The following is a 13,481-nucleotide window of genomic DNA, read 5'->3' as shown; positions in this document are numbered from 1 at the left end:
AATATTTACTTTTTTAATAAAATTTAATCACTTTTATCATTAAATAGTTAAATCATTAAAATTATGGTAGAAAAAACGACTGATTTTGGGCTTTTTATAATGGGTGGAGGTCCTGGTGATCCAGAATTAATCACTATCAAAGCATTTAATGTGCTAAAAAGGGCAGAAGTTATACTTTACGACAACCTAAGCAACGAAGAATTGCTAAAAATTGCTCCAAAAAACTGTAAAATGATCTATGTTGGTAAACAACCTTATGGAAATTACACCCCACAGGAGAAAATAAACGATTTAATTGTAGAAAATGCTCAAAATTTTAAAGTTGTAGTGCGATTAAAGGGTGGAGATCCATTTATTTTTGGCAGAGGGTTCGAAGAATTGATTTATGCAGAAGCCAGAGGGATTACATGTCATTATATACCAGGAATAAGCAGTATGCAAGGTGCAGGTTTTATAGATGTACCTTTAACCCACCGTGGGATAAGTGAAAGTGTTTGGATTCTTACCGGAACCAAGAAAGACGGAAGCTTAACCAACGACCTAAAATGCGCCATGAAGAGTTCGGCTACAGTTGTGATTTACATGGGTATGAAAAAGGTTGGTGAAATTGTTAAAGCCTATTGCGATGCTGGTTTAGGTAATATGCCAGCTGCAATAATTCAGCATGCTACCTTGCCTCATCAGAAACAGGTAGTATGTACAGTGCAAAATCTGCAAAAATCGGCCGAAGAAGCAGGATTAACTTATCCCGCTATTATTATTATAGGTAATGTGGTGCAGGCCAAAGCTTATGCGAATTTAAACCAGGGTGAATTGTTATCTGCATAAATAATTTAGTAGTCCAATGTTTTATTTGTGATATACAACAATGTAAATAACCTTTGGGCTTCCCTAACCAACTGATCTTAGTAATCAGTTTAATAACTTAGCTAAAAGTACTTATCCAATGTTAAACCATAAGTAAGGTTTAAGTTTTCACTTTGGGTTATATTAAGCTTATTGTAAGTAAGCGCAGTTGTAAGGCTTATCCATTTGCGCAATTTTAAGCCAAGCGTGGTGCTTGATCGGATGATATAATCGCCTTTTCTGTCGAAAGAATTTTGTAAAAAATGATTTCCATCAATAGTAATCAATTCTTTAATAGCGAAATGATATTGTAATCTCAAAGAATTCCTATAAGTATGGTAACTATCGCCAACAATGAGGCTACTTTGATCAAAAAGCACACCGTTGCTTAAATTAATATAGGCATTTGTTCTATCTAAAATACTATACGCAATTCCTCCTCCGGCAAGCAGCTGATTTTTAAGTTTTAGCGAGTAGCTGGTATTGTAATTTACCAAACCCCAATAATAAAAGTGAGGAAAAGTTTTGTACAGGTTGAAGTTAAGCGTGGTAGAAAAGTCGTTATTGGTTAAATTGTTATTTTGTTTGCCATAAAGCCAGGCCGAACTGGAGTTTAAAACAAAACTTTTCTTTTTCATGCCGAAATTTAATGCGTTGTTTAGTAAATAGGCACGATCTTCATTTGTTCGGTTAATTGATCCTGTTGAGGTAAGCAATACATGGTAATTTGTACTATCTGTATACTGGGCAAAGGATGTTACATAACAGGAAAAGAATAAAATTAGCAGGACAATAAACTTCATAATTATTTTAACATCATTTGGCATCAATATGTTTAATATGATTTAATTCAGATCGTACCATTTGGGCACCGGGATATACTCCTGATTCCATGTAATTTCATTGTGCTCATTTTTATAACCTGCAGAAATCCATCCAATATTGGGTTCTTCCTCTGCAATTTCTCTTTTAAATTTGTAGGCATCTATCGTTAAATAGTGATAAAGTTTATCCTGATCTGTTTTGCTTTCGGCTAGGAGGATTAAAGCTTTTTCACCTGTTTCGAGAGGGTAAACAAATGCACCTTTTACTTTCATAATGTTTTTATTTGTAGACAATAAAATTCTGAGAATGTTTTGTTCATTTCCGGATAAGGTTTGTTATGCAGTTCAAAAAAAACAACCCGCAAGAATTAACTTACGGGCTTAACTTAAAAATAGGTAGATTAATTTAAAGTCAGTTCGATTACCGGAATCTCAAAATCAGGTTTCCTCTTCGGAAGTTTTAAAACAAGGTTATTCCCGGTAGATTTTTCCACATCGACCTGTATTTCTGAATTATCATGTAAAAACTGGGCATATTTTGTTTTGTCTTTATATCCCTCTAAGGTGAGGTATCCAGTGTTGGGGTATTCGAAAAGGTGTACATAAAGCTTTTTAGTATCCTTATTATAGGTTAGTTTTATTCCGTCGGCTGCTTTATATCCGGCAGGAGCAAAAGTGCAATGGTAAATAGATTTCGAGTTGGCATGCATCCATAAGGCCAAACTATCCAATGCGGTATTGGCTCTGCTATCGAATTCTCCGCGGGCAGTCGGACCAACATTTAACAATAAATTGCCGCCATTGGCTACTGAAGTAATGAGCAGATCCAATAATTTTCTGTTGCTTTTCCAGGTGTTTTCGTCGCGGTGATATCCCCATGAACCTGAAAAGGTTTGACAGGTTTCCCAAACTTTACCGCGGTATTTTTCCAATTCTTTCGGACCAACCTGCTCAGGGGTTTCAAAATCAGTACCATCTTCATAATCATTAAGGTCTAAACGATTATCTACTATAATTTGCGGTTGCAGTTTCCTAATCTGCTTAAGCAGTTCTACCGAACCCCAATCATCACGGCCTTTGCCATACTTGCCGGGATAAGAGAAATCGGCCCAAAGAATATCAATTTTTCCATACTTGGTTAGCAATTCTGTTACCTGATTGTACAAATACTTTCGATACTTTGCCATATCACGGTTTTTATTTAGGTCAGCGTAAGCTTCATCACTTTCTGTCTGTGGCCTTAAAGGATGGTATTTGTCAACCGGAAAATCAGGGTGGTGCCAGTCTATCAGTGAATAATAAAAGCCAACTTTAATACCCTCTGCGCGAAATGCATCTAAAAACTCTTTTACTAAATCTCGTTTAGCCTGAGTATTGGTGGCCTTATAATCGGTGTATTTACTGTCGAATAATGTAAATCCTTCGTGGTGTTTAGTGGTTAATACGGCATATTTCATTCCTGCCGCTTTAGCTTCCTTTGCCCATTTTTTAGGTTCAAAGAGATCGGGATTAAACTGATCGAAATATTTCTGATAATTTTCGTTTGTTATGCGTTCTGCATTTCTTACCCATTCGTGGCGCGCAGGTAAAGCATAAAGCCCCCAATGGATAAACATTCCGAAGCGAGCATCCGTCCACCATTCCATTCGTTTGGTTTTTTGAGCAGCAGTTTCGTTTCCCAATCGCTTTTGGGCCAAGCCTGGTAAGGCAAAACTAAGCAGCAGCAAAGCTGATAAAAATGTTTTTCTCATTTTGTGGTTTCTTTTGGTTAGGGTTTAAAAGACTAATTTACCGAGCAATTGGCATTAAAAATGTTGGTGTATGAGCAAAATATTAAGGGAAATTGGTTTAAATTTCCTTTAACTTTAACCAGAATTAACTGTTAATATGGCATCAAACCCCTCAAAAGATTGGCGTTTCAAACTACACGAAATCATTTACGAATCGAACACGCCCGCAGGTAAGGCTTTTGATGTTGGCCTATTGATTGCCATTTTTTCGAGTATTATTGTGGTAATGCTCGATAGTGTGGTGAGTATTCATCAGCAATATGGCAAATTATTCAATATTACTGAATGGGTTTTTGCATCGCTTTTTACTATAGAATATATTTTAAGGCTGGTAAGTATCAGAAAGCCAATTCGGTATGTATTCAGTCCGTTGGGTATTATTGATCTGGTTGCACTATTGCCCTCATATTTAAGTATCTTTTTTATCGGTGCGCAATCGTTATTGGTATTTAGGGCTTTGAGGTTACTTAGGGTTTTCAGAATATTTAAACTTGGCCATTTTTTAACCGAGATTAATTTCTTAACGCAGGCACTGAAAAATAGTGTTCGGAAAATAAGCATTTTTCTGCTCACTGTATTAACCATAACGGTTATTCTTGGATCGATAATGTACCTGGTAGAAAAACGTGAAAATGGTTTCTCTAATATTCCAGAAAGTATCTATTGGGCTATAGTTACCATAACTACAGTAGGATATGGCGACATTTCGCCCATTACACCGCTGGGCAAGTTTGTAGCTTCGGTTGTAATGCTAATCGGTTATGCAATTATCGCTGTACCAACCGGAATTATCACCCACGATATCGCAGTTGCTTCCAGGCAGAAAAAAGAACTACCAGAATCTTGTCCAAATTGCAGTAGGGAAGGGCATGATAATGATGCACTGTTTTGTAAATATTGTGGCTCATCTTTATTTAAATAAAAATGCCAGACTGGTTTTCAATCTGGCATCTTTTTAATGCTTTTTTTAATTTACAAAAGCTCACTGTCATCCTCATCATAAGCATTCGGATCTTTATCCAGCTCTTCTATATCTGATTCATTGTAGTCGTCGCCTTCTTCCACTACATCATCATCGCCCAAATCCTCATCATCTTCATCATCAGGCCCTTCAATTTCATCATTTAACAAAGTACCTTCTCCATCTGCAAACGGCACTTCATCTTCAGTGTATTCATCATCATCTGGCTCAGGAGTATTGTATCCTTCAGCTGCATTTCCTTCTGAGCGGTTAATCTGAAACTGCTCAATATTTTGAATTTCTTCCTCTTGGTGATTGTTCTCTTGATTTTCCATAATGTAAATGTTTTTATTATAGAACAGGATGAAAACAAATTAGGTTTAGGAAAAAATAAATTATTAAACCCTGTATGTTGTGCGGTATTTGAATCAACAATAGCAATCGATGAAACTTTTTAAGTATTAATCGGGTTATAGTAATGCATTTAACCTTAATTAATTAACCATGAAAAACCATTTTAATACCAAAAAAATAGCAGTAGTGGGAATGATTGTTTCAGCCACATCATTTAACGCAATTGCAAACACTGATTGGCACTATGCTACAACATTTGATTATATCCAGAAAGCGGATAGTTTAACAACTGAACAGTTTTTGCAACAAGCAGCGATTGCCGGAATGAAAGAGGTATTAACAGGAAAACTTGCTGCCGATAAAGCTGCCGATAAAAAAGTTAAGGCATTTGGCCGAATGATGGTGGATGATCATACCAAAGCCAACGAAGAATTAAAAGTTTTGGCAAAGCTTAAGAAAGTTAATTTGCCAAATAGCACGCCTGATGATGGTCAAAGACCTGATGGAAGGGTAGACTCGGCCCCAGAAAACTTGAAAGATACCTCAAGAGTGAAAAATACCGGTGGTGAAGCTGGCAATACCGGCCTAACTACTAAAGGAGGAAATGAATATGATGTAACAAATGCTACAGAACAACTGAACAAACTCAGCGGAACTTCATTTGATAAGGCTTATGTTCAAATGATGGTTACCGATCACCAAAATGCAGTGGCATTATTTGAAAAAGCATCGCAATCAACAGACGCGGCAGTTAAGGCCTATGCCAATAAATATTTGCCAGTTTTAAAAAAACACCTAAAAGAGGTTAGTACTTTAAATAAATAATATTGATTTAAGCAATTAAATGAAAGAGTCGGCAAACGCCGGCTCTTTTTTTTCGTGCGCCGGGCATGGCAATCGACTATAGGGTTCAAGTCCCGAACACGCTTAGCAGTAGGAAGTGTTAGCTCGAGACAAGGGTGTCGTGGGTGACTGCGAATCTGAAGGAAGTCCGCGGCAAATATGGGGGCTTACGAACAGAAACTGTATACGAGGCGGATTTAGTCCGGGTGATGTTGCGAAACAAACAGAAGCCCAATACTGCACGGGGACTATTACGCAGATACAGAGGCCACATCCATAGGAAGTAGATTGTCTTACCCCGGGAGATCTGAATGAGTTCTGTCAATTGTAAGCGCGATTACAGGAGAAGAAACATTTGGCAGAGATGTTAAATGCCTCAATCAGAAGTCAGCAGCGGTCGTAGTACTGCATTTTTCGGATGCAGAAAGGACCAAATGTTAGGATGGCAAAGGAAACAGGAAGTTTATGGCAGAGCGTTTACAGCGGAACCACATTAGAGAACTGCTTATATGAGGGTAGGACGGAATCCGAGAGTAAATTATAAGAGGAGCTGAGCCGAGCCGTGCAACCAATGTACACAATGCCTGGGAAGGAGTTTTTTTAGTATTATGCTTGAAGAAATATTAGACATCCGAAATGTACAAAGAGCCTTTAGGCAGGTTACTGCCAATAAGGGTGCTGGTGGTATTGATGGTATGCAGACCGATGAACTTCGCGACTACCTGAATGCTAACTGGCAGGCATTACGGAGTGATATTTTATCAGGCCATTACCGACCGAACGCTGTAAGAAAGGTAGAGATTCCCAAAGGCAGTGGTGGTAAGAGGATGCTTGGCATCCCAACGGTCATTGACCGGTTGATCCAGCAGGCCATCTCTCAATGGCTGAGCCCCAAGTACGAGGGCGACTTTTCCTCTGATAGTTATGGTTTCCGGCCAGATCGCAATGCCCATCAGGCAGTGTTAAAGGCTCAGGAATATCTTAACACAGGTTACACCTGGATTGTGGAACTTGACCTGGACAAATTTTTTGACCGGGTAAACCATGATAAACTTATGCATCTGCTGTCAGTAAAGATAAAGGATAAGCGGACATTGAAGCTTATCCGTCTTTATTTGAGTGTGGGGATCATGGAGAATGGATTGGTCAGCCCAAGAAAAGAAGGAACGCCACAAGGCAGTCCATTAAGTCCGTTACTATCAAATGTTATCCTTCACGAACTCGATGTTAAGCTCGAGGAGCGTGGGCACAGGTTCGTGCGATATGCTGATGATTGCAGTATCTATCTAAGAAGCAGGAAATCAGGACACCGGGTAATGAGAAGTATTTCAGTATATCTGGAAGACTGCCTGAAACTGAAGGTTAACAGGGAGAAAAGTAAGGTTAGCAGGCCAAGCCAAAGTAGTCTGCTCGGGTTTTCATTCTATGGTAGCAAAGAGGGATGGAAGATGCGAATTTCATCCAAATCTCTAAGAGCGATCAAGGAGAAAATCCGGGAGCAAACTAAACGTAGCCAACCAGTTCCATTCCAAGAAAGAATATTAACGCTTAAGGAAATCATTCATGGTTGGGTTAATTATTTCTCTATTGCAGAAGCAAAGAGTCATATGACCAGACTGGACGAGTTGATGAGGACCAGACTGCGGATTGTTCTTTGGAAGCAATGGAAGAGTATAACGGGTAGAGCGCGGAATTTAATGAAGATGGGGTTGGTAAAATCAAGGGCCTATCAATTGGCCAATACCCGTAAGGGGTACTGTAGGACTGCAAACAGCCCGATATTACTTACAACCCTTGACAAGAAGTTCTTTTTGAGGCATGGACTTGATGGATTTACCAATTATTACTATTGGAAAACGACACACCAAACGAAGTTATTCTAACAAACCGCCGTATACCGAACGGTACGTACGGTGGTGTGAGGAGACAGCAGGGAAACTAATTCCCTGCTTCTTACTCGATTTAACGTTTTTTAAAGCAGAGTTTTTCTTCAAAAATGTTGTTAAATCCAAAACTGTCATTAACTTTAACTTACTAAATCGTTTTATCGATTGATTTAATAACAATAACCAAGTAAATTCTCACAAAGAAAACCTAATCAAACATGAAAAAACCATTATCAATTGTTATTTTATTGCTGGTATTTGCCATTAAACTTTTTAGCGCGCCTATTGAGCTGGTATCGCCCGATAAAAGGATTAAAGTTGAGGTAAATATTAAGGAAAAGATTGCCTATTCGGTAACCTTTAACGGAAACCCTTTTTTAACCAATTCATATTTACAGTTAAACCTTGAGCAGGCAATGCTTGGCGATCATGCTAAATTGTTGAAGAAAACACTTTCTTCTGTAAACAGCAGTTCAAACCCAATTGTTCCACTTAAAAACAGTACTGTAGAAAATCGTTATAATTTGTTAAAGCTTGATTTTAAAGGTGATTTCAGTGTAGAATTCAGGGCCTATAACGATGGCATAGCATACCGTTTCATTACCAATAAAAAAGATTCGATTATTGTAAAAAATGAAGATGTACACATCAATTTTAATGATGCAGTTAAAGCGGATTATTTGGAAACAGGCGAATTTAAAACTTCTTACGAAATCCTTTACCGCCAAAACGAACTTGGTAAAGTAAATAAGGAAAAAATGAGTGTACTGCCGATCCTTTTTGATACCGGCAAGTATAAAGCATTGTTATCAGAAGCCGATTTATATGATTATCCATGCTTATTTGTTAAAGCTATTGATAATAAATCCATTGACGCAGTTTTTCCTAAAGTGCCACTTTCTTTTGGAGAAGATGGAGACAGAAGCAAGAAAATTTTAAAAGAGGCCGATTATATTGCAAAAACCTCAGGTAAAAGATCATTTCCGTGGCGTTTTTTAGTAATTACAGATAAAGATACCCAATTAGCAGCAAACCAGATGGTGTATAAACTCAGTACACCCAACCAGTTGAAGGATACAAAATGGATAAAACCCGGACAGGTAACTTGGGAGTGGTGGCACAATGCCTATGTTTATGGAGTAGATTTTAAATCAGGTTACAATCAGGATACGTATAAATATTACATCGATTTTGCCTCGAAATTTGGCATTCCATATATTATCATGGATGAAGGATGGGCAAAAACAACCTTAAATCCCTTTGAGCCAAATCCAACAATTAACCTACAGGAGCTGATTGCTTATGGTAAGCAAAAAAATGTAAAAATTGTACTTTGGTTTACCTGGCTGGCTGTAGAAAATAACTTTAACATTTTCGAAACTTTGGATAAATGGGGAATTGCAGGGGTAAAGATCGATTTTATGGATAGGAGCGATCAGTGGATGGTTAATTACTACACCAGGGTTGCAAAAGAAGCAGCAAAACACCATATTCTGGTCGATTTTCACGGCGCATTTAAACCGGCTGGTTTGGAAGTTGCCTATCCGAATGTACTTTCTTACGAAGGGGTTATTGGAATGGAGCAAAATATTGGCGGCGGATTAGCTACCCCAAATAATAACTTATTTCTTCCTTTTCTACGTAATGCAGTTGGCCCTATGGATTATACACCTGGAGCAATGCGTTCGGCGCACAAGCAAGATCATAAACCAAGTTGGGTAAATACCATGAGCATTGGTACAAGGGTACATCAGCTGGCCATGTATATTGTTTTTGAAAGCGGTTTTCAGATGCTTGCAGATAATCCGTTCAATTATTTAAGAGAGCCAGAAACCACTTCTTTTATTACCAGTGTTCCGGTAACCTGGGATGAAACTAAAATTTTGGATGCCAGTGTTGGCGAATACATTGTTACGGCAAAAAGAAAGGGCGAAAAATGGTTTATTGGTGCCATGGGTAACGATCAAAAACATGATTTAAAGGTTGATGCAAGTTTTTTAAAAGCAAATACAATTTATCAGATCACGCTGATTAAGGATGGTATCAATGCCGATTTCCAGGCGATGGATTTTAAGCGAATTGTTAAACCGATTAGAGCCGGAGAAACAATTGATATCAATATGGTTAAAGATGGTGGTTTTGTTGCTGTAATAGAAGCGTTGAAATAACATAATCGATATTTTCTTCTTGCCGTCGTTCTCGCGTATGCGTAAATCTTAATGTATGGAAGCTTTAAGATTGCCCATTTTGGAGAGTGACGGTTGTACATATTATCTCGATCAATTTTAAAAGATAAAAATTTCAACTATACCAAAGGATAGTGCTATCCTTTGGTATAGTAATAGCTTTTTGATATTTCCTATCCATAGTTTTGCCAGACAAAAAAAGGCAAAAAAATGAAAATATTACATCTTATATCGAGCCCAAGGGGCGGAGCATCTTTCAGTATTAAATTGGGAAATGCAATAGTCGAAAAATTACAGGCCGCAAATCCTGGCAGCACGGTAACCGTACATGATTTAACCAATACACCGTTTCCACATTTGGAAGAAGTGCACATCAATTCTTTTTTTACTCCGGTAGAGCACCATACACCAGAGTTTACACAAGCCATAAAACATTCTAATGAGGCCATTGCCGAACTTAAAGATGCTGATGTGATTGTTATCGGTGCGCCACTGTACAATTTTGGCATTCCATCTACTTTAAAATCATGGATCGATCACATTGCACGCGCTGGGCACACTTTCCGTTACTCAGAAAACGGACCAGAAGGCTTGGTGAAAAACAAAAAAGTATATCTGGCAATCTCTTCCGGTGGTGTATATTCAGAAGGACCAATGAAACCTTATGATTTTACAGAATCTTATCTTAAATCGGTATTGGGTTTTATGGGTATGACTGATATTACAACCTATAGGGCCGAGGGGGTAAGTATTCCAGACCTAAAAGATAAAGCTTTGGATAAAGCAATTGAAAGCATCTCATTTAATTAATTTTTAAGTTAAATTGTCATTAGTTCATCGGTAGTTGGTAAATCTTAAATGATTAGCCATAAATGAAGTGAACTAATGACTTTTATTCTTAAACTAAGCCGCTAGATATTTCTCTATCCGGCTCGCAAAATCATTAAGGTCAAATGGTTTATTGATGAAATCTTCTGCATCACATTTAGCTTTCACAGCATTTAAGTGGTTATTAGCCGACATCATCATAACAGGGATATCATGTGTTCTAATGTTCCGTTTCAAAGTATTGCAAATGTCAAGTCCATTTCCATCAGGTAGCATAATATCCAAAATCACCATGTCTGGTATCTGTTTATCCATCTGAAGCCAAAATTCATTTGTATTTGGACAGGTTCTTACTTCATAAAGTTCTTCAATTAGTAAGAATTCGATAATCTCCCTGATATTTGGATTATCTTCCACAACATAGATGCACTTTTTCATAAGCTCTACTTTTATATTAGGATAACTTATCTTACTATCAGATGTTTATAATATTTATGCACATATTTAAAGTTATCAACTTCCCTATAATTATTGTCACACTTATGGCATAGTTTAAATTTTACTAAAAAAATGCATTAAAAATTTTAATTACTAATATTTTTAGCATAAATTTGTTTGAAGAGCATGATACCTTAATAAAGAGTCGGCAGACATTTTTAGTTTAATAACAGATTAAATGCTTTTTAAACCGTTGCTTGCTAATATATTTTTATGACAGTTACCGTTTTACCTATATTCGAAACTGATTTTAGACCAGACGCATCTTTGGGCAAAATTATGAATGAGCGACTGAGGATTGCTGCGGCAGATCTTCAGGATATTCATTTGCAACATTTAAACGCCATAGGGCAGCGCAAAGATGATTTGGTTGTGTATATCAGTTATAATCCTAAGTATACCATAAGGTGGCGCGTGGTAAATGATGTGCCAGAAGAAATCGAGAATTTTGTAGCACAGATCTGTGGTAATTTAGGCTACCTCCAATGGAAAACAGCTTCAATTAATATATTTAAAGGGAGTGAATAATTTTTTTGTAGTTATCGTCACCCTGAATTTATTTCAGGGTCTGTGAGGTAGAGCCACAATTATAATCTGCCGATTATTTTAATTTTTACTTATCAAATAGAATCGGAAAAGATGCTGAAATAAATTCAGCAAGACGGTTCTTTATGTGATACTTTATTTTTCGCTCGTCACCCTGAATTTATTTCAGGGTCTGAGAGGTATAGCTACAGTTATAATCGACCGATTATTTCAATTTTAACTTATCAAACATGATCGAAAAAGATGCTGAAATAAATTCAGCAGGACGGTTCTTTATGAGATACTTAATTTTTCGCTCGTCACCCTAAATTTATTTCAGGGTCTGTAAGGTATAGCTACAATTATATTCGGCCGATTATTTTAATTTTTACTTATCAAACATGATCGAAAAAGATGCTGAAATAAATTCAGCAGGACGGTTTCTCTTGTGATACTATATTTTTCGCTCGTCACCCTGATTTTATTTTAGGGTCTGTTAGGTATAGTCACAACTGTACTCGACCGATTATTTTAATATTAACTTATCATATATAATCAAAAAAGATGCTGAAATGAATTCAGCAGGACGGTTTCTTTATGAGATACTTTATTTTTCGCTCGTCACCCTGAATTTAATTCAAAATCAATCTTCCTAGAATAACTCCTAATTAAAATTAATTAAACTAAGAAACCTCCGCCCAATAAATCATTTCCTTCATAAAATACAGCCGATTGACCAGGAGCAATTGCAGAAACGTTGTGATCAAACACAACCCGCATTTTATCTTTTTCCTGCACAATGGTACTTAGCATACCTGCATCTTTATAACGGATTTTAGTAATTACATCATTCATCGGTTCTTCAATACTTGCGTATTTTACGAGGTTTACATTACGAACCATTGCTTCCCTGCGTTCCAGCTCCTCAGCTTTACCTAATACTACCGTATTGCTTTCTGGCAAAATTTGAGTTACGAACATAGGCTCGCCAAAAGCAACGCCCAAACCTTTACGTTGGCCAATGGTATAAAAAGGATAACCTTTGTGTTGCCCAACAATCATCCCATTGCTTAAAATGAAATTTCCACCGGCAACCCTATCTTCAAGATCTTCTACTTTGTGTTTTAAAAAAGCTCTGTAATCATTATCCGGCACGAAACAGATTTCGTAACTCTCCGATTTTTTGGCCAGTTCTTCCTGACCCATATCTAAAGCCATTTGCCTGATGTCAGATTTAGCAAAACTGCCCAATGGGAATTTTGTGCGCGAAAGGTTTTCCTGAGAAACACCCCACAATACATAAGATTGATCCTTGTTTTCGTCTTTACCTTTCGAAATTACATAACGGCCACTATCTTGCTGGCGGATATTGGCATAATGCCCGGTTGCAATAAATTCGCAATCCAGTTTATTGGCACGTTTTAATAGAGCTTCCCATTTAATGTGGGTGTTGCATAATACGCAAGGATTTGGTGTTCTTCCCGCCAGGTATTCATCCACGAAATTATCAATCACGTAATCGCCAAACTCATCGCGAATATCCAGTATATAATGTGGAAAGCCATAGTTTACGGCAAGCGTACGGGCATCATTAATACTATCCAATGAGCAACAACCAGTTTCCTTGCTGCTACCACCAGAACTCGCATAATCCCAGGTTTTCATAGTTAATCCAATAACCTCATAACCCTGCTCATGCAACATTACAGCCGCTACCGAACTATCAACCCCGCCACTCATGGCAACCAGAATTCTACCGTGTTTACTCATCTTAAAATTATTGGTTGCAAAAATAAGGTTTATTTAGCTGAAATTATTTAAAGGAAGTCAGTTACTTGTAAAAAGCGGTAGCTAAATTGTATGAGCTTATCACTTAGATGTTTTAAGGTGACTTAGGTGGTCAATAATATTTGAAAATGATTGGTTCTGTGTTAATGGCT

13 protein-coding genes are annotated in these 13,481 nt (G+C 37.4%); 7 read left to right on the top strand and 6 right to left on the bottom strand.

Annotation, left to right across the window (positions count from 1 at the left end; all coding sequences use genetic code 11):
* Nucleotides 1–63: 63 nt before the first annotated feature.
* Nucleotides 64–828 (top strand): uroporphyrinogen-III C-methyltransferase, encoded by a 765-nt coding sequence (gene cobA / locus ACZZZW_RS16930; protein WP_055910410.1) that lies wholly within the window; start codon nt 64–66, stop codon nt 826–828.
* Nucleotides 829–929: 101 nt separating this feature from the next.
* Here cobA and ACZZZW_RS16925 read toward each other — a convergent pair whose 3' ends face one another.
* The 3 genes from ACZZZW_RS16925 to ACZZZW_RS16915 form a co-directional block, all read right to left on the bottom strand.
* The gene (locus ACZZZW_RS16925) at nt 930–1,649 is read right to left on the bottom strand and encodes a DUF481 domain-containing protein (RefSeq protein WP_055910445.1); all 720 of its coding nucleotides are present in this window, start codon (nt 1,647–1,649) and stop codon (nt 930–932) included.
* 42 nt (nt 1,650–1,691) lie between these two features.
* Nucleotides 1,692–1,943, bottom strand: coding sequence for a hypothetical protein (locus ACZZZW_RS16920; protein WP_055910413.1), 252 nt, complete (start codon nt 1,941–1,943; stop codon nt 1,692–1,694).
* A 128-nt stretch (nt 1,944–2,071) separates the two neighbouring features.
* A complete protein-coding gene (locus tag ACZZZW_RS16915) occupies nt 2,072–3,421 on the bottom strand; it encodes an alpha-L-fucosidase (protein WP_055910417.1) in 1,350 nt (449 codons plus the stop codon).
* A gap of 136 nt (nt 3,422–3,557) precedes the next feature.
* Here ACZZZW_RS16915 and ACZZZW_RS16910 point away from each other — a divergent pair, with 136 nt between their 5' ends.
* Nucleotides 3,558–4,382, top strand: coding sequence for an ion transporter (locus ACZZZW_RS16910; protein WP_055910420.1), 825 nt, complete (start codon nt 3,558–3,560; stop codon nt 4,380–4,382).
* A gap of 50 nt (nt 4,383–4,432) precedes the next feature.
* On the opposite strand, the gene ACZZZW_RS16905 is transcribed toward ACZZZW_RS16910, so the two are convergent.
* Nucleotides 4,433–4,756 carry a hypothetical protein gene (locus ACZZZW_RS16905; RefSeq protein WP_055910426.1) on the bottom strand — a complete coding sequence of 108 codons (324 nt, stop codon included), beginning with the start codon at nt 4,754–4,756 and terminating at the stop codon, nt 4,433–4,435.
* Nucleotides 4,757–4,925: 169 nt separating this feature from the next.
* Between ACZZZW_RS16905 and ACZZZW_RS16900 the strand changes: the two genes are divergently transcribed.
* The 4 genes from ACZZZW_RS16900 to ACZZZW_RS16885 all read left to right on the top strand — a co-directional run bounded on the left by ACZZZW_RS16900 (nt 4,926) and on the right by ACZZZW_RS16885 (nt 10,500).
* Complete coding sequence (locus tag ACZZZW_RS16900) at nt 4,926–5,600, top strand: DUF4142 domain-containing protein (RefSeq protein WP_055910429.1); 675 nt, start codon at nt 4,926–4,928, stop codon at nt 5,598–5,600.
* Nucleotides 5,601–6,226: 626 nt separating this feature from the next.
* On the top strand, nt 6,227–7,501 hold the full coding sequence (ltrA, locus tag ACZZZW_RS16895; RefSeq protein ID WP_463492318.1) for a group II intron reverse transcriptase/maturase: 1,275 nt from the start codon (nt 6,227–6,229) through the stop codon (nt 7,499–7,501).
* A gap of 221 nt (nt 7,502–7,722) precedes the next feature.
* Nucleotides 7,723–9,672, top strand: coding sequence for a glycoside hydrolase family 97 protein (locus tag ACZZZW_RS16890; RefSeq protein ID WP_463495138.1), 1,950 nt, complete (start codon nt 7,723–7,725; stop codon nt 9,670–9,672).
* Nucleotides 9,673–9,900: 228 nt separating this feature from the next.
* Complete coding sequence (locus ACZZZW_RS16885) at nt 9,901–10,500, top strand: FMN-dependent NADH-azoreductase (RefSeq protein ID WP_055913381.1); 600 nt, start codon at nt 9,901–9,903, stop codon at nt 10,498–10,500.
* Nucleotides 10,501–10,593: 93 nt separating this feature from the next.
* Here ACZZZW_RS16885 and ACZZZW_RS16880 read toward each other — a convergent pair whose 3' ends face one another.
* On the bottom strand, nt 10,594–10,956 hold the full coding sequence (locus tag ACZZZW_RS16880; protein WP_055913384.1) for a response regulator transcription factor: 363 nt from the start codon (nt 10,954–10,956) through the stop codon (nt 10,594–10,596).
* 273 nt (nt 10,957–11,229) lie between these two features.
* On the opposite strand from ACZZZW_RS16880, the gene ACZZZW_RS16875 reads away from it, so the two are divergent.
* Nucleotides 11,230–11,544 (top strand): hypothetical protein, encoded by a 315-nt coding sequence (locus ACZZZW_RS16875; protein WP_055913387.1) that lies wholly within the window; start codon nt 11,230–11,232, stop codon nt 11,542–11,544.
* A 675-nt stretch (nt 11,545–12,219) separates the two neighbouring features.
* Here the strand turns inward: ACZZZW_RS16875 and mnmA are convergent.
* Nucleotides 12,220–13,311, bottom strand: a complete 1,092-nt coding sequence (gene mnmA / locus ACZZZW_RS16870) for a tRNA 2-thiouridine(34) synthase MnmA (protein ID WP_055913390.1) — start codon at nt 13,309–13,311, stop codon at nt 12,220–12,222.
* Between the last annotated feature and the right edge of the window lie 170 nt (nt 13,312–13,481).

The sequence above is a fragment of the Pedobacter sp. AC379 genome (assembly GCF_979258145.1).
The sequence above is the reverse complement of the archived record's forward strand: the minus strand, read 5'-3'. Positions and strand labels throughout refer to the sequence as shown.